The following is a 19,906-nucleotide window of genomic DNA, read 5'->3' on the forward strand; positions in this document are numbered from 1 at the left end:
GGGGACGGGGGAGGGGCGGGTGTGGGCAGGGGTGTGCGTGTGCGTGCGGGACGAAGGGACGGAAGGGACGCGGGACTTCGCGGTCATGACGGCCACCACCTGACGGAGAGGGATCCGATGCCCGGACCCAGCGCCCGGACACCCCTCACGATCCGCCGTCCCGCCGACTCCCGCTCGGGCCTGTGGACAATCCCCAGCCTGTGGATATCGCCGTCACCCCGAGGAGTTACCGCCCGCCGCGATCCGAGGCGATCCGCCGCAGCGCGGCCACCGGATCCGGGGCCCGCGTCACCGACCGGCCCACCACGATGTGCGAGGCCCCGGCCCCGAACGCCGCCCAGGGGCTCCCGGCGCGGGCGTGCCCGCCCGTATCCCCGTCCGAGTCCCCGCCCGCCGGCGTCACGCCCGCCAGCGTCACGCCCGGCGTGACGATCAGCGGGTCCCGACCCAACAGGGCCCGCAGCGGCCCCGCTTCCCGGGGCGACGCGATCACCCCGTCGCATCCGGCCTCCGCCGCCAGCCGGGCCAGCCGCAGCACCTGCTCGTCGGGGTCCGCGCCGATGCCGATGTCGGCGAGGTCGCTCCCGGTCATGCTCGTGACCACGGTCAGCGCGAGCACCCGTAGCCCCGGGAACTCCCGAGCCGCCTCCACCGCGGCCGTCATGATCCCCGTACCGCCCATGGAGTGCACGGTCACCATGGAGGCGCCCAGCGCGCCGGCGGCGCGGACGGCGCCCGCCACGGAATTCGGGATCTCGAAGAGCTTCAGGTCGAGGAAGACCTCGTGACCCCGCCCGACGAGCTCACGCACGAGGTCCGGCCCGGCGGCGGTCAGGAGCTCAAGGCCGACCTTGTAGGAGCCGCAGGCGTCCCCGAGGCGTGCCACCAGGGCCTCGGCGTCGGGGCGGTCGGCGAAGTCGAGGGCGACGATGATCCGGCGATCGGCTGTGGTGGTGTCCATCTACGGCAGCTCGATGCCCAGGTCCCAGCCGTCGTGCGCGTGGGTGCACAGGCAGGAGCGCGACGCGGTCGCGGGCAGGGCCGCCACCGCGTCGAAGAGGACCTCGCGGAGCCGGCCGACGTTCTCGCCGAAGACCTTCAGGACCTCCGTGTGGGAGACCCCCTCGCCCGCCTCGGCGCCCGCGTCCAGGTCCGTGACCAGTGCCATCGAGGTGTAGCAGAGGCCCAGCTCGCGCGCGAGGACCGCCTCCGGGTGGCCGGTCATGCCGACGACGGACCAGCCGGCCGCCGCGTGCCACCGCGACTCGGCGCGCGTCGAGAAGCGCGGCCCCTCGATGACGACCATGGTGCCGCCGTCCACCGGCTCCCACTCCCGCCCGCGCGCCGCCGCCAGCGCCGCCGACCGGCCCACCGGGCAGTACGGGTCGGCGAAGGTGGTGTGCACGACGTTCGGGACGGAGCCGTCGGGCAGGGTCTCGCCGTCGAAGAAGGTCTGCGCGCGGGACTTCGTACGGTCGACCAGCTGGTCGGGGACGAGCAGGGTGCCCGGGCCGTATTCGGGGCGCAGGCCGCCGACCGCGCACGGACCCAGCACCTGGCGGACGCCGACCGAGCGCAGCGCCCACAGGTTGGCCCGGTAGTTGATCTTGTGCGGGGGCACGGTGTGGCTCCGGCCGTGCCTCGGCAGGAACGCCACGGTCCGGCCCGCGAGCTCGCCCAGGTGAAGGGAGTCGCTGGGGGGCCCGTAGGGCGTCTCCACCTGGATCTCGGACACGTCCTCCAGGAAGGAGTAGAAACCCGATCCGCCGATGACACCGATCTCTGCATTCGCCATGCGGCCCACCCTAACGGGGCATGCCGAAGGCCCCGGCGTCGGCAAGGACGGCAGGGCCTTCGGTGAAGCTGTCGGGCGGGTCAGGCAGCCGAGGTGCTCGACGACGACGAAGAAGTCGAGGTCGAGGTCGACGACGCCGTCGACGAGGACGACGCGGCCGGGGTGGCGGCCGGCGTCGACACGGGCTTCGAGGCAGGGGTGCTGCTCGACGAAGCGCCGCGGCTGTCGTTCCGGTAGAAACCGGATCCCTTGAAGACGATGCCGACCGCGGAGAACACCTTCTTCAGGCGTCCGTCACAGCTCGGGCACACGGTCAGCGCGTCATCGGTGAACTTCTGCACGGCCTCAAGGCCCTCACCGCACTCGGTGCACTGGTACTGGTAGGTCGGCACGAATTTCCTCCTGGCACTCTCACTCAATGAGTGCTAACGACGCTCCATGGTGACGTATTCCGGCGGATCAGTCCACCGTCACCGGCACGCGGTGACCCAGGCCACGCTCGTTCACACCCGTGGAGGGTGCCTTCGAGGCGGCCGGCTTGGACGAGCTGACGATCCGGCTCGGGGCCTTCGGGGCCAGCTTCGCACGCAGTGCCAGCAGGATGGCCAGTGCGAGCACGGTGGCCACGAGCGGCACGAGGAAGCCGTACGAAGACCCGTGCGCGTCCGTCAGGCGGCCGGCCAGGGTCACGGCGCCGGCCTGCCCGAAGGCGACCGCTCCGGTGAGCCAGGTGAAGGCCTCGGTCCGCGAGGTGGCCGGGATCAGCTGCTCGACCATGGTGTAGCCGGTGATCAGCGCGGGGGCGATGCACAGGCCGACGACCAGGCCGAGGGCGCCGAGCAGGATCATCGAGTCGGCGGCCCACAGGACCGAGGCGGCCGCGGTGAGTCCGATGTAGCCGAGGATCAGGCGGCGGCGGGGGCCGATCTTCCAGGCGACGGCGCCGCAGGCGATGCCGGCGATCATGTTGCCCGCGGCGAAGACCCCGTAGAGCAGGCCGTTGGCGCCGGGGTTGCCGATCTCCTCGGAGAAGGCGGCGAGCGAGACCTGCATGCCGCCGAAGACGGCGCCGATGCCGATGAAGGCGACGATCAGGACGCGCAGGCCGTGGAACGACAGGGCCGAGGCGTGCTTCTCGCCGTGCGCCGGACGGGCCACGGGCTTGGGCTGCGTGGCGCGCTGGGCGGCGAAGAGCAGGCCGCCGATCAGCGTCAGCGCGGCCTCGGTGGCCAGGCCGGCCGCCGGGTGGACGCCGGTGCACAGCGCGGTGGCCAGCACGGGGCCGACGACGAAGGTGAACTCGTCGGTGACGGACTCGAACGCGGCGGCCGTCGGCAGCAGCGGGGAGCCTTCGAGCCTGGCCGCCCAGCGGGACCGGACCATGGGCCCGACCTGCGGGACGGACGCACCGGCGGGGACGGCCGCCAGTGCGAGCGCCCAGACGGGCGCGCCCAGCAGCGCGAACGCCACCAGGGAGCTGACGGCGGCGGCGTGCGTGAGGGCCGCCGGGACCAGCACGGCGCTCTGGCCGCGGCGGTCGATGAGCTTGCCCATGACGGGGGCGAACAGCGCCATGGAGATACCGGTGACGGCGGCGACGATGCCGGCGCTGCCGTAGGAGCCGGTGGTGTGCTGCACGAGGAGCAGGATGCTGATCGTCAGCATGCCGAAGGGGAGCCGTGCGGCGAATCCCGGGAGAACGAAGCCGAGGGCGCCGGGCGTGCGCAGGAGCTGCCCGTAGCCGGGGCGGGCGGACTTGTCGGTCGTGACCGCGGATGTCACGGCCTGGCCTTTCCGCTGCCTGGTAGAACTCCCCGTCTGCGGACGATGCACCGCTTTGTGGGCGGTCGCACCCGTACATGTGGGAGCCCCGAGAGCTGTCCTCTTGCGCAGAACCGAGTGATACCTGGGCGCCCACTGCGGGAGGGTGCCACGGCCGCTTTGCGGTCGCGCCAGCTCTGCGTCAGGCAGAGTTGGTTCGATGTTGTGCCTTTATCGTACAGGTGGATCGGCTTTCACGCCCTGTGATTAGGGCTACAGGGCATGTCTTCACCTGCGATTAACTGGAACTTTGCATTCAGGTCCCGTCTATAGCGGGATGAATGCGGACACACGCCATCGAAAATGGCCGAATTAGAGCGGTGCTCTAACTCGCGGGACCGCGAAACCACCCCGGGGAATCACCCCGGGTAACCACCCCCGACATGGCCTACCGGGCCGGAGGCTCGCCCGTCCCCAGCCACCCCGCCAGCTTGCCGCCCCGGGCCACCGCCCGCAGCCGCGCCTCTGCCGCGTCCCGCACCGGATCCGTGGCCACCACCAGCAGCTCGTCCCCGCGCCGCAGCACGGTCGACGGCGCCGGTACGAAGCTCTTCGCGTCCCGGACGACCAGCGTGACGGAGGCCCCCGGCGGCAGTCGCAGCTCGCTCACCTCGACGCCGTGCATCCGGGATGCCGGCGGGATCGCGAAGGACAGCAGGTGCCCGCGCAGCTTCTCCAGCGGGGCCGACTCGATCCCCAGGTCGGAGGCGGCCTCGTCGGTGTCGCCGAGCTTCAGCTTGCGCGCCAGCCACGGCAGGGTCGGGCCCTGGATCAAGGTGTAGACGACGACCAGGACGAAGACGATGTTGAAGACGCGCTCACTGCCCTCGATCCCGGTCACCATCGGGATGGTGGCCAGGATGATGGGCACGGCGCCGCGCAGGCCCGCCCACGACATCAGGGCCTGCTCCTGCCAGGGCAGCCGGAACGGCAGCAGCGAGACGAAGACCTCCAGCGGCCGCGCCACCATCGTCAGCACCAGCCCGATGACGACGGCCGGCCAGAAGTCCTGCGCCAGCTCGTGCGGGGTGACCAGCAGGCCCAGCAGCACGAACATGCCGATCTGGGCGATCCAGCCGAGCCCGTCCGCGAACCCGCGGGTGGCCGGCCAGTGCGGCAGCTTCGCGTTGCCGAGGACCATCGCCGCCAGGTACACCGCGAGGAAGCCGGAGCCGTGCGCCATCGCGCCGGCCGCGTACGCCGTGATGGCGATGGCCATGACGGCGATCGGGTAGAGGCCGGAGGCGGGCAGGGCCACGTGCCGCAGCCCGTACGAGCCCAGGAAGCCCACGGTCAGGCCGATCGCGGCGCCGATCGTCAGCTCCAGGGCGATCTTGCCTATGAGGACGTACCACTCGTCGACCGGTCCGACGGTCGCGAAGGCCACGACCAGGATGACGACGGGGGCGTCGTTGAAGCCGGACTCGGCCTCCAGCACGCCCGTCACCCGGGAGGGGAGCGGGACCTTGCGCAGGACGGAGAAGACCGCAGCCGCGTCGGTCGAGGAGACGACCGCGCCGATCAGCAGGGCCTGGCGCCATTCGAGTCCGACCAGGTAGTGCGCGCACGCCGCGGTCACGCTCACGCTGACGGCGACGCCGACCAGCGACAGCACGATCGCGGCCGGCAGGGCCGGCTTGATCTCTTTCCACTTGGTGCCCAGACCACCCTCGGCGAGGATCACGACGAGCGCGGCGTAGCCGATGACCTGGGTCAGCTCGGCGTTGTCGAATACGACGTTGCCGATGCCGTCCTGGCCTATCGCGATGCCTATGCCGAGGTAAATGAGCAGGCTGGGGAGTCCGCTGCGCGAAGAGACGCGTACCGCCGCAACGGCGACGAGCAGCACGAGCGAGCAGACCAGCAGAAGCTCATTGAGCGTGTGGACAGTCAGCGGGCGGCCCTTTCCTCGACGTGCCTGGCGATGACGGAACGAGGGGACGTCGGGCTGACGGATCGTTCCGGCACGGGCACGGACGGCAAGTACTTCGTTACCTTACCTAATCTTTGACGCGCCCTTTACTCGATAGCCACATTGTGAAACGCCCGCGGGGCTCTGTCCTCATGACCTCTCGCAATGACCTCGACCCCTGGCGGATCAACGGACCGGGTCCTGCGCCTATGGTTGCTCCCAGTACTCCCAGGACCACCCTGCCCCTCTAAGGACAGCGATGCCCGCCAACGAAACCGCCCCTTCCGTCAAGAAGAAGGGACGACGCGCCCGTCTGATCGTGCTCGTCCTGGTCCTGGCGCTCGTCGCGGGCCTCGGGTACGGGGCGTACTGGACCGTGGACAGCGTGCGCGCCTCGTTCCCGCAGACCACCGGCTCCCTCCAGGTGCCCGGCCTGGCCGGGACCGTGGACGTCAAGCGCGATGCCAACGGAATCCCCCAGCTGTACGCCGACACCGACGACGACCTCTTCCGCGCGCAGGGCTTCGTGCACGCGCAGGACAGGTTCTGGGAGATGGACGTCCGCCGCCACATGACCTCCGGGCGGCTCTCGGAGATGTTCGGTGCCGGCCAGGTCGAGACCGACGCGTTCCTGCGCACCCTGGGCTGGCGCCAGGTCGCGGAGCAGGAGTACAAGGACAAGCTCTCGCCGGAGACGAAGAAGTACCTGCAGGCCTACGCCGACGGGGTCAACGCGTACCTGAAGGGGAAGTCCGGCAAGGACCTCTCCGTCGAGCACGCCGCCCTCAAGCTCAGCGACGACTACCAGCCCGAGCAGTGGACCCCGGTCGACTCGGTGGCCTGGCTCAAGGCGATGGCGTGGGACCTGCGCGGCAACATGCAGGACGAGATAGACCGCGCGCTGATGACGGACAGGCTCTCGCAGCGGGAGATCGCCGACCTCTACCCGCAGTACCCCTTCGAACGGAACAAGACGATCGTCGAGGGCGGCTCGGTCGCGGGCGGCAAGTACACCCCGCAGAGCCCCTCGGCCTCCGGCGGTCAGGGCAGCGCCATCGGCTCCCAGGCGTCCTCCGCCTCCTCTTCCCCGTCGGCCTCCGGCGGGACGGGCCAGACCGGCCTGGCGGGCAACGCCACCGCCCAGGGCGCGACCGTGGGACTGCGCACCCAGCTGAGCGCGCTGGCCGACACCCTCGACGAGATCCCCGCGATCCTCGGCCCGGCGGGCAGCGGCATCGGCTCGAACTCCTGGGTCGTCTCGGGCAAGTACACGACCACCGGCAAGCCGCTGCTCGCGAACGACCCGCACCTCGCCCCGCAGCTGCCCTCGGTCTGGTACCAGATGGGCCTGCACTGCCGGGCGGTCTCGGCCGCGTGCCAGTACGACGTGGCCGGCTACACCTTCTCGGGCATGCCCGGCGTGGTCATCGGCCACAACACCGACATCGCCTGGGGCATGACCAACCTCGGCGCCGACGTCACCGACCTCTACCTGGAGCAGATCAAGCCCGAGGGCTACGTCTACGACAACAAGGTGCTCCCCTTCGCCACCCGCGAAGAGGTCATCAAGATCGCCGGCGGCGGTGAGAAGAAGATCACGGTCCGGAGTACCAACAACGGGCCGCTGATCTCCGACCGCAGCGACGAGATCACCTCGGTCGGCGCCCGCGCCCCCGTCGCCAGCTCCGCGCCCGACCGTGGCAACGGCTACGGCGTCGCCCTGCGCTGGACCGCCCTGGACCCCGGCAAGTCGATGGACGCCATCTTCAGGATCGACCGGGCCAAGAACTTCACCGAGTTCCGTGCCGCGGCCCGTGACTTCGAGGTCCCCTCCCAGAACCTGATCTACGCCGACGGCAAGGGCGCCAACGGCAGCATCGGCTACCAGGCCCCGGGGCGCATCCCGATCCGGGGCGGCGGCGCGGACGGCTCCATGCCGGCCCCCGGCTGGGACTCGAAGTACGCCTGGAAGGGCACCAAGGACTCCGCCGCGGGCTGGATCCCGCAGGACGAGATGCCGTACGACCTCAACCCGTCCCGCGGCTACATCGTCACCGCGAACCAGGCGGTCGTCGAAAGCGGCACCGGCGCCGGCAAGTACCCGTACCTGCTGACCACGGACTGGGGCTACGGCGCCCGCAGCCAGCGGATCAACGACCTCATCGAGGCGAAGATCAAGGACAACGGCAAGATCTCCACCGACGACATGCGCACCATGCAGATGGACAACAGCAGCGAGATCGCCGCGCTGCTGACCCCGCTGCTGGCCAAGATCGACGTCTCGGACCCGGACGTCCGCGCCGCGCAGAAGCTGCTGGAGGGCTGGAACTACACCCAGGAGCCCGACTCGGCGGCGGCCGCGTACTTCAACGCGGTCTGGCGCAACATCCTCAAGCTGGCCTTCGGCGACAAGATGCCCAAGGAGCTGCGCGTCGAGGGTAGCTGCATGAACGTCCCCGAGCAGACGACCGGGCCGGCCGACGACCTCGCCAAGATGGTCCGCGAGTGCGGTATGCGCGACTCCGACTCGGCGCAGCCGGACGGCGGCGACCGCTGGTTCGAGGTGGTCCGCCGCCTGATCAAGGACGACAAGTCCACGTGGTGGCAGGCGCCGGCCGTCGGCCGCACCGTGCCGGCCACCACCACCCGCGACCAGCTCTTCGCGCGGGCCATGAAGGACGCCCGCTGGGAGATGACCGCGAAGCTCGGCAAGGACCAGTCGACCTGGAGCTGGGGCCGGCTGCACCAGCTGATGCTGAAGAACCAGACGATCGGCACCGAGGGCCCGGGCTACCTGCAGTGGCTCCTCAACCGCGGCCCGTGGAACCTGGGCGGCGGCGAGGCCACCGTCAACGCGACGGGCTGGAACGCCTCCAGCGGGTACGGGGTCTCCTGGGTGCCGTCGATGCGGATGGTCGTGAACCTCAACGACCTCGACAAGTCCCGCTGGATCAACCTGACGGGCGCCTCGGGTCACGCGTACCACGACAACTACACGGATCAGACGACCATGTGGGCCAAGGGCGAGCTACTGGACTGGCCCTTCGGCAAGGAGGCCGTGGACAAGGCCACCGTCGACACCCTGAAGCTGACGCCCTAGCGGGCGGTCCGAAGCCTCAGAAGCGCACCACCCCCGACGGGGTGGCCACCGCCCGCACGGGGTGGTCGTGCGGCTCCTCCGGGACCCGCGCGACCACCTCGTGGTCGTAGAGGAGCACGACGAGCGCGGGATGGGCCCCGGCGCGTTCCAGCCGCTCCAGCACCCGGTCGTACGAGCCTCCGCCCCGCCCCAGCCGCATCCCGCGCCGGTCCACGGCGAGCCCGGGCAGCAGCACGGCGTCGGCGCCGGCCACCGCGTCCGGGCCGAGGCGTGGTCCGGCGGGCTCCAGGAGCCTCATCTTCCCGGGGTGCGCGGCCTCGGCCAGGCTCCCCGGGCCCTCGTACGCCGCCCAGTCGAGGTCGTTGTCCGGCAGCAGGACGGGCAGCAGCACCCGCTTCCCGGAAGCCCGCAGCGCGTCGAGCAGTTCGCGGGTGCCGGGCTCGGCGCCGACGGAGACGTAGGCCGCCACGGTCCGGGCGCCGGTGAGTTCGGGCAGTTCGAGAGCGGAGCGGGAGAGGGCGCGGGCCGCCGTACGCAGGGCGTCGGGGGACAAGGCGCGGCGGGCGGCGAGGAGTTCGCGGCGCAGGTCCGTCTTGCCCTGCGGAGGCTGGTTCGCGACCACGGGTGGCTGGTCTCCTTCACTGGTAGTGCAAACTCGACATATTCACCTGGAGCTCATCTGGCGCCATCCGCGAGCGACTATTGTTCGGCGCATGACTCAGTCGCAACCCGTGATCAAGAAGGCCGTCATCCCGGCCGCGGGCCTTGGTACTCGCTTCCTTCCCGCGACCAAGGCGACACCCAAGGAAATGCTCCCGGTTGTGGACAAGCCGGCCATTCAATACGTGGTCGAAGAGGCAGTCTCGGCCGGCCTCGACGACATTCTCATGGTCACGGGTCGTAACAAGCGTGCTCTCGAAGACCACTTCGACCGCAACTACGAGCTGGAGTCCGCGCTCATCGCCAAGGGCGATGACGACCGGCTGAAGAAGGTCCAGGAATCGAGCGACCTGGCCACCATGCACTACGTCCGCCAGGGCGACCCGCGCGGCCTCGGCCACGCCGTGCTGTGCGCCGAGCCGCACGTCGGCGACGAGCCCTTCGCCGTCCTCCTCGGCGACGACCTCATCGACCCGCGCGACCCGCTGCTGCGTCTGATGTGCGAGATCCAGCAGCGCACCGGCGGCAGCGTCGTCGCGTTGATGGAGGTGGACCCGTCCCAGGTGCACCTGTACGGCTGCGCCGCCATCGAGGCCACCGACGAGTCGGACGTGGTCCGCATCACCGGTCTCGTCGAGAAGCCGGACGCGGTGGACGCGCCCAGCAATTTCGCGGTGATCGGCCGCTATGTCCTCAACCCCGCCGTCTTCGACATACTGCGTGAGACCGAGCCGGGCCGCGGCGGAGAGATCCAGCTGACCGACGCCCTGCAGAAGCTGGCCGCCGACGAGACCCTCGGCGGCCCGGTGCACGGCGTGGTCTTCCGGGGCCGCCGCTACGACACCGGGGACCGCGGGGACTACCTGCGGGCCATCGTCCGGCTCGCGTGCGAGCGTGAGGACCTGGGCCCGGAGTTCCGCACCTGGCTTCACCGTTACGTCACGGAGGAGATGTAGCACCTTGAGCAGCCACGCACCGCAGGACACCGGCCACCAACGTCTGTGGTCCGTGGACGAGCACCTCGCCGACGTCCTCGCCACCGTCCGGCCGCTCGAGCCCATCGAGCTCCAGCTGCTCGACGCACAGGGCTGCGTCCTGGTCGAGGACGTCACCGTGCCCGTCGCCCTCCCGCCCTTCGACAACAGCTCGATGGACGGCTACGCCGTCCGGACCGCCGACGTCCAGGGCGCGAGCGAGGAGTTCCCCGCGGTGCTGACGGTCATCGGGGACGTGGCGGCCGGCAGCGGTGAGCTGCCGACCGTCGGCCCCGGCCAGGCCGCCCGCATCATGACCGGCGCCCCGCTGCCCCCCGGGGCGGAAGCCGTCGTACCGGTCGAGTGGACCGACGGCGGTACGGGCGGCGGCGCGGCCTCCGGGATGACCCCGGCCAGCGAGTCACCCGAGGGCGCCGTCGGCGAGGTGCGGGTCCACCGCGCCGCCGAGGCGCGGGCGCACGTCCGCTCGCGAGGGAGCGACGTACAGGCCGGGGACCTCGCGCTCGCCGCGGGCACGGTCCTGGGCCCGCCGCAGATCGCCCTGCTGGCGGCCATCGGGCGGGGCACCGTGCGGGTGCGGCCGCGCCCGCGCGTCGTCGTCATGTCCACCGGCAGCGAATTGGTCCAGCCCGGCGAGGCGCTGACGGCGGGCACGATCTACGACTCCAACAGCTTCGCCCTGGCCGCCGCCGCGCGGGACGCCGGAGCCATCGCCTACCGGGTCGGCGCCGTCGCGGACGACGCCGACACCCTGCGCTCCACCATCGAGGACCAGCTCATCCGGGCCGACCTGCTGGTCACCACGGGCGGGGTCAGCGTCGGCGCGTACGACGTGGTCAAGGAAGCCCTCACGGCCGTCTCCACCGGGGACGAGGACGTGGACGGCGCGGGCATCGACTTCCGCAAGCTCGCCATGCAGCCCGGCAAGCCCCAGGGCTTCGGCACCATCGGCCCCGACCACACCCCGCTGCTCGCCCTGCCGGGCAACCCGGTGTCCTCCTACGTCTCCTTCGAGCTGTTCGTGCGCCCCGCGATCCGCGCCCTGATGGGCCTGCCCGCCTCCGAGGTCAGCCGGCCGAGCGTGCGCGCGGTGCTCGAGGCGGACAAGGCGATCGGCTCCCCGGCGGGCCGCCGCCAGTTCCTGCGCGGCAAGTACGACGCCGTGAGCGGCACGGTCAGCCCGGTCGGCGGATCGGGCTCGCACCTGATCGCCGCGCTGGCGCACGCCGACTCCCTGATGGTCGTACCGGAGGACGTCACCTCGGTGGAGCCCGGGGCCGAGCTGGAAGTGGTCCTGCTCGGCTGAGGCCGGGCGGATGCGGGTAGCGTGTTGCACCACACAGGCCCTTGCGGGGCCCGGACGGGAGCGGCACGCACATATGAGTACGCAAAGCAGCGCCGGTGGCGCCGGCGGCACCAAGCTGACGCACATCGACGAGGCCGGCGCGGCCCGGATGGTCGACGTCTCGGAGAAGGACGTCACCACCCGGACGGCGCGGGCCAGCGGGCGCGTGCTGGTCTCCCCCCGGGTGATCGAGCTGCTGCGCGGCGAGGGCGTCCCCAAGGGGGACGCGCTGGCCACCGCGCGGATCGCCGGGATCATGGGCGCGAAGAAGACCCCCGACCTGATTCCGCTGTGCCACCCGCTGGCCGTCTCCGGCGTGAAGGTCGACCTGTCGGTCGCCGACGACGCCGTCGAGATCCTCGCCACCGTCAAGACCACCGACCGCACGGGCGTCGAGATGGAGGCGCTGACCGCCGTCGCGGTCGCCGGGCTCACCGTCATCGACATGGTCAAGGCGGTCGACAAGGGCGCGGTCATCACGGACGTGCGGGTCGAGGAGAAGACGGGCGGCAAGTCCGGCGACTGGGCGCGTTCGTGAACGCCCCGCGCGGCGGCGAGGTCCACAGCCACAGCCACGGCCAGGAGCCGCGGTCCGTGACGCCACAGGCCACGTCCGCGGCGCCGTCGCCGCGCGCGCTGGTCGTCACCGCCTCCAACCGGGCCTCGAAGGGCGTCTACGCCGACAAGGGCGGCCCGGTGCTCGCCGACGGGCTGCGCGCCCTCGGCTTCTCCGTGGACGGCCCGCGCGTCGTCCCCGACGGGGACCCCGTCGAGGCGGCCCTGCGCGAGGGCGTGGCCGCCGGGTACGACGTCATCCTCACCACCGGCGGCACCGGCATCTCGCCGACCGACCGGACCCCGGACGCCACCGCCCGGGTGCTGGACTACGAGATCCCGGGCATCCCGCAGGCCATCCGCGCCGAGTCCCTGGCGAAGGTGCCGACCGCGGCCCTGTCGCGGGGTCTGGCGGGCGTGGCCGGCCACACCCTGATCGTGAACCTGCCGGGTTCGACGGGCGGGGTGCGCGACGGGATCGCCGTCCTGTCCCGCGTACTGCTCCACGCCGTCGACCAGATCCGGGGCGGCGACCACCCCGCGCCCCCCGGCAGAAGCACAGGGAGCGCGAGCTGAACGGCCCCTCCTGGCCGGTGGTGCTGTCGGACGGTGAGGTCACGCTCCGGCCGATAAAGCTGCGGGACCAGACCGCCTGGCGCGAGGTCAACCGGCGCAACCGCGACTGGCTCCGGCCGTGGGAGGCGACGATTCCGCCGGCCGCGCCCTGGGGGCCGGTGATCCAGCGGCCGACGTACCGCCAGATGGTCCGCCATCTGCGGGCGGAGGCGAACGCGGGGCGCATGCTGCCGTTCGTCATCGAGTACCAGGGGCGCCTGGTGGGCCAGCTGACGGTCGCCGGGATCACCTGGGGCTCGATGTGCGCGGGCCACGTCGGCTACTGGGTGGACCGCGAGGTGGCGGGCCGCGGGGTGATGCCGACGGCGGTCGCGCTGGCGGTGGACCACTGCTTCACGAAGGTCGGCCTGCACCGGATCGAGGTGTGCATCCGCCCGGAGAACGGCCCGAGCCGCCGGGTCGTGGAGAAGCTCGGTTTCCGCGAGGAGGGGCTGCGCCCGCGGTATCTGCACATCGACGGCGCGTGGCGCGATCACCTCGTGTACGCGCTGACGGTGGAGGAGGTGCGGGACGGGCTGCTGCGTCGCTGGCAGCGGGAGCGCCACCCGCACGGTCCCGCGTCGCCCGAACAATAGGAATCCGATATCTGTTCGAATTCTTTCGCGCAATGACCGATTCGCCCATAACCTGATCCGAAGAATCACAAAAAAAGTCCGTGATATCAGCGAGATCGCGCGACACGCCGTCCCAATTGGCGGATCCGCCCGCCCGCGCCCCTCTACGGTGTGGGGTGTGAGCAGCAGCGGCCTCATCTACGCAGTCATCGTCGGGGCCTGGGCCGCCTACTTGGTGCCCATGTGGCTCCGGAGGCAGGACGAGCTGAACGAAGCCCGTCCGACGGAACGCTTCTCCACCGCCATCCGGCTGCTTTCCGGCCGGGCGGGAATGGAGCGCCGTTACGCCAAGGGGCTGCGTGAGCGCGGTGACGAAGAGGCGCAGCCCCAGCCCCCCGCGGACCCGGACGCCGCGACGGAAACGGTGAACTCCGTGGACGCCGCCGACGCCCGGGCAGTCGTCGTGCCCCCGCCCACCCGGTCGGAGCCGAGATCGGCCGCCTCCGAGCGGGCCGACCGCGCGGAGCGCGCCCGCCGCGAGCAGCGCCTGGTCGTCCTGGCCCGCCGCCGGCGCACGATCGCACTGCTCTTCCTGATCTTCACCCTCGGCGCGGTCGTCGCCGCCGTCGGCGGACTGCAGTACCTGTGGGCCCCGGCCGTACCCGCCCTGCTGCTGAGCACGTACATCGTGCACCTGCGGGTCCAGGAGCGGCGGCGCTACGAGTTCACCATGGACCGGCGGCGCGCCGAAGCGGCCGCCCGCCGGCTCCGCGAGAACCGCCCCCGCCGCCGGGAGTCCGAGGCGGCGGCCGGCTCCGAACCGGACCCCGCGCCACCCGTCTCCCCGCAGGAGGCCGGCCGGCGCGCCCTGGTCGAGCAGACCGACCACGCGGAATGGGTGGACCAGCAGCGCGAGCGCGAGCGCGGCCCCGCCCGAGGTGACAGCTGGGAGCCCGTCCCGGTCCCGCTGCCGACGTACGTGACGGCCCCGGTCGCCCCGCGCGCCACCGGCCCGGCCACCCCGGACCCCTGGAGCGCGTCCCGCTCCAGCACGGCAGAGCCCACGGAGCCGCGCCTGCGCGCCCAGCCCGCCCCCCGCACGCCCCGCGCCCGCGACGCGGCCCGCACGCCGCTGTTCGACCAGTACGAGGGTGACGAGCGCCCGCGCGCCGCGAACGAATGATCGATGACCTGCGCGGACGCTCCCCGAAACCGGTTTTGGAGCACCCGCGAGGGGATGCTAATGTTTCACACGTCGCAAGGGCCTGTGGCGCAGTCTGGTAGCGCACCTCGTTCGCATCGAGGGGGTCTGGGGTTCAAATCCCCACAGGTCCACAGACAAAGAAGATCCCGCCCGGTCGAAAGACCGGGCGGGATCTTCTGCTTTCCCGGCACTGCACTAGAAGTCGCCGCCGGAGGAGCAGCCCGTGGTGAAGTTGCCGTTGAGGTCGCGGTCCAAGGCCGGCGGCGGATCCGGCCGAGGGCGCGGTCGCGCGGACGCGGGGGCCGGTGACGACGATCGCCCCGAGGTCGCGCAGGGCGACCAGGGCGCTCTCGGAGACGCGCTGCGGGCCACCGGCGAGATGGGCGAGTTCGTAGACGTTCAGGTCGATGTGCATGGGCCCCCCCGTTGGGTCGCGCCGACGTCCTGGCTCCAGTGGGGGCGGGCGCCGGGCAAGCGGCTCGTGCCGGTGCGCAGTTCAGAGCTGGATCTGAGCTCCGGCCGGCCCGCACCCCGGGGTTACCGGCTCGTAGGCCTGCTGATAGACAGCTCCCTACGAAAACCCGTCGCACCCCGGTCAGGCGCCGTGCCACCCTCCCGCAGGGAAGTAGCCCCTTGGCCCGTGGTGGCCGGGCGGGTCGGATCGCGTGGGGGGAACACATGAATCTGCTGCCGAACGGCACAAGACGGTGGCGCGGGAGGGGGAGGAGCGGCCGCGCGGCGGTCGCTTCGGCGGCCCTGCTCGCAGCCGTCCTGACCTCTCTGGTGGGCCAGAGCGGGCCCGCCTTCGCGGCGCCGGCCCGGCCCGTGGCCGCCGCCGCCCCGCAGCCGGACGCCGACGCGGGCAAGTCCGCGCCGGCCCCGCAGCCCGGGGCGAAGGCCGTGCCCGGTCCGAAGGCCACGCCCGAGCAGGACCCGAAGGCCGACCGGGCCGCCGCCGTGCGCTCGCTCCAGGAGGGCGACCCGGCGGCCACCTGTCCCACGGCCCTGGTGGCGCACACGCCCGTGGACTGCGTGGTCGAGCCGTACAAGACCGTCTCCTTCTCGCTCACGCTGCCGCAGCAGAAGGACCTGGTGTTCCTCCAGGCCGTCTCGGCGCAGACGGTCTACCCCAGGCTGATCGCACCCGACGGCAGCGCGGTCACCTGTGAGAGCGTCCGCCAATACTCCAGCGGCGAGATCCGCTGCGCGACCGGCCAGGCGGGCACGTACACGGTCGAGGTCCGCAACGACAGCGGCATGGAGAACGCCCTCTCGGTGGCGTACCTCCCGCTGCTCTCCACCACCGCGTGCAAGGCGGTCGGCGCCGCCGACCGCACGCTCGGCGCCCCGACCGTGTTCCACGGTTCACTGCCGGCCGGCTCGCCGGGCGACTGCTACACGACCGACCTCGCCGCGAACGACGTACTGCGCACCCACAGCTCCTCGTACCGGGTCCTGCAGACCGTCTACGACGCCACCGGCAAGCAGGTCTGCTCCTCGGAGAACCGCGAGAGCGACGCACTCGACTGCAAGCTCGCCGGCACCGCGCCGTTCCGCGTGACGGTGCAGCAGATCTCGGGGGCCGCGGAGGCCTACGACTTCACCCTGGCCCGGCTCTCCCGCCCGGAGGGCTGCGCGGTGGTGACGCCGCAGGCGTACGGCGCCTCCCCGGACCTGAGCTCCACGGCACGCTGCCGGACCCTGCGGGTCGCGGCCGCGGCCCGGCACACCTTCGGCCCGGTCTCGGCCGTCGCAGCCCCGTACGGCGGGCTGTTCGCCGCCGACGGCACGCCGTCCACCAGCGCCTGCACCGCTACCGGCGTCTGTGATCTGGCCGTCGGCGACCACACCTGGGTGGTCGATCCCAGCCGCACCGACGCGGGCCAGGCCGCCGCCCCCTTCGGCATGGCCCTCCACTCCGCCAAGGAGACCCGGGGCTGCACCGCCACCCACGACAACGGCCTCGTGGCCGGTCCGGTCCAGGGCAAGTTCGACGGGCCCGGGCAGCAGTTCTGCCTGACCCTGCCGACCGCCACCGGGAAGGGCCTCTACCTGCTCAACCGGCCGCCCGCCGAGGGCACCAGCGTCGCCGTCCAGGTCTACGACGCCACCGGCGCCGAGCAGTGCGACAGCCGCGGCTCCTCGTACGCCGTCTGCAAACTGACCGGCACCGCTCCGTTCCGCGCGGCGCTGAGCGGCGAACCGGCCGGGTCCTACCAGCTGCTGGTCCACAAGACCGGCGAACCCGCGGGCTGCGCCGCGTGGCCGCAGTCCGGCTTCGGCGGCTCCTGGGGCGCCGAGGTCTCGCTGACCGAGGCCGTGCAGCAGGTCTGCCTGAGCCTGCCCGCGAACCAGCACTCCACCACCGAGATGCTCGACTACGCCAACATCGCGAACCGGGTCAACGCCTCGGTCCAGGTGGTCGACCCCGCCGGCAACACCGCGTGCTCCACCTCGGGAAGCTCCACCACCAACTGCGTGCTGGCCGCGGGTGTCCCGTACACCGCGATGCTGGTCGGCACCGGCTGGGTGGACACGTACAAGCTGGTCCGGCGGGACATCTCGCCGACCGCGAACTGCACCGCCACGGCCTCGACGAAGGTCGGCGGCCCGTCCACCCCGCTCGACCTGACCTCGGCCCTGGACGCCCGCTGCATCCGCGTCGCCGCCGCCGCCGCGGACAAGTACTGGCTGAGCGCGCGGACCCTGGGCTCGCGCTACGACCCCTCCACGGTGATGACCGTCGTCGACGCGGGCGGCAAGACCGTCTGCAGGCAGTGGGGGGTCGCCTGCCGGGTCACCGGTTCGACGTCCTACGTGGCGATCGTGATCGCCTCCGGGTACAAGGACAAGCCCATCCACACCAACGTCGACGCCTGGAAGGTCGGCACGGAGGCCGGCTGGGCGCCGGAGTGCGCCGCCAACCGGATCTCGGTCGACGGCTTCCCGGTGCGCAGCGGCACGCTCACCGAGTCCTCGACGGCCTACTGCGCCGTGGTCGACGTGAAGACCTCGCAGGCCTTCAACGTCTTCGGCACCACCAGCGCCACCGACGTGGAGAAGCCCAATGTCGGGCTCCTGAGCGCCGCGCACTGGGACAACTCGTACCTCGGCTACCAGTGCATGAACAACTACGGCACCTTCGGCGCCCGGTGCGCGACCTACGACAGCTCCGACGTGGGACAGGCCGTGCTGATGGTCAGCCCCAACAAGACGGTCACGCCGGTCGAGTTCAGCCTGCAGGGTGTCTGCGACAGCGGGTGCACGCGCCCGCCGAACCAGGACCCGACCTCGATCAGCCCCGCGACCGGCGCCGCCGGGACGCGGACCCAGGCCGTCGTCCGCGGCACCGGACTCACCCTGGGCACCAAGGTGAAGCTGGTCCGCAGCGGCGGGGGCAGCGACACGCGGCCGGTCATGACCGTGCTCTCCGTGAACCCCGCCGGCACCGAACTCAACGTCCTGGTCGACACCAACGGGCTGGAGCCGGGCGCGTACGACGTCGTACTCGACGGCATCGGGTACTCCAGCGGAACGCCCTCCCCGGGCTACCTCCCCAAGGCGTACACGGTCACGGCGCCGCCCGTCTCCGCGAAGAGCCGCTTCGTCCCGGTCACCCCCTCGCGTTTCCTCGACACGCGTTCCGGGGTCGGTGCCAAGCAGGCGAAGGTCGGTGCGGGCGGTGTGGTGACGCTGCAGGTGGCGGGTGTGAAGGGCATCCCGGCCACGGGTGTGACGGCGGTCGTGATGAACGTGACGGCCGTGTACCCGACGGACTTCGGCCACGTGACGGTCTACCCGAACGGGCAGCCGGTGCCGAACGTGTCGAACCTGAACTACTCGCCCGGACAGATCGTCCCGAACCTGGTGACCGTTCCGGTCGTCAACGGGAAGGTGGACCTGCGCAACTCCGCGGGCTCCGTCGACCTGATCGCCGACGTCACCGGCTACTACACCGACAAGGCCGGCGCCGGCTCCGCGCTGACGGCGATCACCCCCTCGCGCTTCATGGACACGCGTTCCGGGGTCGGTGCCAAGCAGGCGAAGGTCGGTGCGGGCGGTGTGGTGACGCTGCAGGTGGCGGGTGTGAAGGGCATCCCGGCCACGGGTGTGACGGCGGTCGTGATGAACGTGACGGCCGTGTACCCGACGGACTTCGGCCACGTGACGGTCTACCCGAACGGGCAGCCGGTGCCGAACGTGTCGAACCTGAACTACTCGCCCGGGCAGATCGTCCCGAACCTGGTGGTCGTCCCGGTCGTCAACGGGAAGGTGGACCTGCGCAACTCCGCGGGCTCCGTCGACCTGATCGCCGACGTCACCGGCTACTACTCCGCCACCGGATCGACGTTCTCCTCGGGGGCGCCGGTCAGGCTGCTGGACACCCGCGCCGGCATCGGCGGCCGCGCCGGAGCCGTGGGCCAGGACGACCTGGTCAGCGTGCAGGTGGCCGGCGTCGAGGGCGTGCCCTCGACCGGGGTCACCGCGGTCGTGCTGAACGTCACGGTCACCGCGCCCACCGCCGACAGCCACCTGGTGGTCTACCCGCACGGGGTCGCGCGTCCCGACGTGTCGAACCTCAACTTCACGGCCGGGCAGACGGTGCCCAACCTGGTGGTGGTCCCGGTTATCGACGGCCGCGTCACCCTCTACAACCACGGGGGCAGCTCCCAGGTGATCGCGGATCTGGCCGGGTACTTCACGTCCTGACACCGCGGGGTCGGACGTGGTCCGACCGGCACAGGCTGCCGCGCCGTCCCGGAACCCCGGGCGGCGCGGCAGCGCCGTTTCCGGGCCCCGGGCCGGGCCGTCCCTAGGCGGGGTCCAGCGGCTTCGTCATGCAGCGGCTGGAGTCGTGGAAGCGGTAGTGGCCGAACTTCTCCGACAGGGAGTAGCCCGAGGAGAGGTAGAGGGCGATGGCCTCCGGCTGCTGGTCGCCCGTTTCCAGGGCCATGCGCAGCCGGCCGGCCGCGCGGGCGTCCGCCTCGAGCTCGGCGAGGATGCGGCGCGCCAGGCCGAGGCCGCGGGCTTCGGGGGTGACGTACATCCGCTTGAGCTCGGCGTCGCCGTCCGAATAGCCCTCGCCGTTCGCCTCCTGCGCGCGCCAGCCGCCGCTGGCTATCGGCACGCCCGAAGCGTCGTAGGCGAGGAGGTAGAGGCCCCTCGGCGGGGCGAACATCGCCGGGTCGAGGAATGTGACATCGCCCTCGCCGTCGTAGCGCTCCTGGTACTCGATCTGCACTTGGTCGTTGAGCTTGACCGCGTCCGGGTGGTCGTACGACACGGCGCGGAGCTGGATCTCCTGAGACATCCGAACAGCCTACGGAAC

At 71.7% G+C, this 19,906-nt stretch carries 15 protein-coding genes and 1 tRNA gene; 9 read left to right on the top strand and 7 right to left on the bottom strand.

Features of this window, described 5'->3' with window-relative positions:
- Positions 1 to 226: 226 nt before the first annotated feature.
- The 5 genes from pyrF to J7F03_RS34830 all read right to left on the bottom strand — a co-directional run bounded on the left by pyrF (position 227) and on the right by J7F03_RS34830 (position 5,573).
- Positions 227 to 961 (bottom strand): orotidine-5'-phosphate decarboxylase, encoded by a 735-nt coding sequence (gene pyrF, locus J7F03_RS34810; protein WP_214956667.1) that lies wholly within the window; start codon positions 959 to 961, stop codon positions 227 to 229.
- Entirely contained in the window at positions 962 to 1,795 is an 834-nt protein-coding gene (locus J7F03_RS34815) for an S-methyl-5'-thioadenosine phosphorylase (RefSeq protein ID WP_214956669.1), read from the bottom strand.
- Positions 1,796 to 1,875: 80 nt separating this feature from the next.
- On the bottom strand, positions 1,876 to 2,187 hold the full coding sequence (locus tag J7F03_RS34820) for an FmdB family zinc ribbon protein (protein ID WP_214956671.1): 312 nt from the start codon (positions 2,185 to 2,187) through the stop codon (positions 1,876 to 1,878).
- A 67-nt stretch (positions 2,188 to 2,254) separates the two neighbouring features.
- The gene (locus tag J7F03_RS34825; RefSeq protein ID WP_214956673.1) at positions 2,255 to 3,577 is read right to left on the bottom strand and encodes an MFS transporter; all 1,323 of its coding nucleotides are present in this window, start codon (positions 3,575 to 3,577) and stop codon (positions 2,255 to 2,257) included.
- A gap of 427 nt (positions 3,578 to 4,004) precedes the next feature.
- Positions 4,005 to 5,573 carry a potassium/proton antiporter gene (locus J7F03_RS34830; protein ID WP_214956771.1) on the bottom strand — a complete coding sequence of 523 codons (1,569 nt, stop codon included), beginning with the start codon at positions 5,571 to 5,573 and terminating at the stop codon, positions 4,005 to 4,007.
- A gap of 214 nt (positions 5,574 to 5,787) precedes the next feature.
- Between J7F03_RS34830 and J7F03_RS34835 the strand changes: the two genes are divergently transcribed.
- Complete coding sequence (locus J7F03_RS34835; RefSeq protein WP_214956675.1) at positions 5,788 to 8,628, top strand: penicillin acylase family protein; 2,841 nt, start codon at positions 5,788 to 5,790, stop codon at positions 8,626 to 8,628.
- 16 nt (positions 8,629 to 8,644) lie between these two features.
- Here J7F03_RS34835 and J7F03_RS34840 read toward each other — a convergent pair whose 3' ends face one another.
- A complete protein-coding gene (locus J7F03_RS34840) occupies positions 8,645 to 9,250 on the bottom strand; it encodes a 5-formyltetrahydrofolate cyclo-ligase (protein WP_214956676.1) in 606 nt (201 codons plus the stop codon).
- Positions 9,251 to 9,341: 91 nt separating this feature from the next.
- On the opposite strand from J7F03_RS34840, the gene galU reads away from it, so the two are divergent.
- From galU to J7F03_RS41590, 8 genes are all read left to right on the top strand, one after another.
- Positions 9,342 to 10,244, top strand: a complete 903-nt coding sequence (galU, locus tag J7F03_RS34845; protein ID WP_214956678.1) for a UTP--glucose-1-phosphate uridylyltransferase GalU — start codon at positions 9,342 to 9,344, stop codon at positions 10,242 to 10,244.
- A 4-nt stretch (positions 10,245 to 10,248) separates the two neighbouring features.
- Positions 10,249 to 11,589, top strand: coding sequence for a gephyrin-like molybdotransferase Glp (glp, locus tag J7F03_RS34850; protein ID WP_214956681.1), 1,341 nt, complete (start codon positions 10,249 to 10,251; stop codon positions 11,587 to 11,589).
- 73 nt (positions 11,590 to 11,662) lie between these two features.
- Positions 11,663 to 12,166 carry a cyclic pyranopterin monophosphate synthase MoaC gene (gene moaC, locus J7F03_RS34855; RefSeq protein WP_214956683.1) on the top strand — a complete coding sequence of 168 codons (504 nt, stop codon included), beginning with the start codon at positions 11,663 to 11,665 and terminating at the stop codon, positions 12,164 to 12,166.
- Between the two features lie 56 nt (positions 12,167 to 12,222).
- The gene (locus tag J7F03_RS34860) at positions 12,223 to 12,759 is read left to right on the top strand and encodes a MogA/MoaB family molybdenum cofactor biosynthesis protein (RefSeq protein ID WP_308380089.1); all 537 of its coding nucleotides are present in this window, start codon (positions 12,223 to 12,225) and stop codon (positions 12,757 to 12,759) included.
- Positions 12,760 to 12,776: 17 nt separating this feature from the next.
- Positions 12,777 to 13,394: a GNAT family N-acetyltransferase gene (locus J7F03_RS34865; RefSeq protein WP_214956687.1), complete on the top strand. Its 618-nt coding sequence runs from the start codon at positions 12,777 to 12,779 to the stop codon at positions 13,392 to 13,394.
- 157 nt (positions 13,395 to 13,551) lie between these two features.
- Positions 13,552 to 14,556 carry a hypothetical protein gene (locus tag J7F03_RS34870; protein WP_214956689.1) on the top strand — a complete coding sequence of 335 codons (1,005 nt, stop codon included), beginning with the start codon at positions 13,552 to 13,554 and terminating at the stop codon, positions 14,554 to 14,556.
- Positions 14,557 to 14,634: 78 nt separating this feature from the next.
- Positions 14,635 to 14,708, top strand: a tRNA-Ala gene (locus tag J7F03_RS34875).
- Between the two features lie 547 nt (positions 14,709 to 15,255).
- A complete protein-coding gene (locus J7F03_RS41590; RefSeq protein ID WP_251072955.1) occupies positions 15,256 to 19,287 on the top strand; it encodes a hypothetical protein in 4,032 nt (1,343 codons plus the stop codon).
- Positions 19,288 to 19,390: 103 nt separating this feature from the next.
- Here the strand turns inward: J7F03_RS41590 and J7F03_RS34885 are convergent, their stop codons facing one another.
- A complete protein-coding gene (locus J7F03_RS34885; protein ID WP_214956691.1) occupies positions 19,391 to 19,888 on the bottom strand; it encodes a GNAT family N-acetyltransferase in 498 nt (165 codons plus the stop codon).
- Positions 19,889 to 19,906: the final 18 nt, after the last annotated feature.

It is taken from the genome of Streptomyces sp. ISL-43, from assembly GCF_018614195.1.
Classification (GTDB): Bacteria; Actinomycetota; Actinomycetes; order Streptomycetales; family Streptomycetaceae; genus Streptomyces.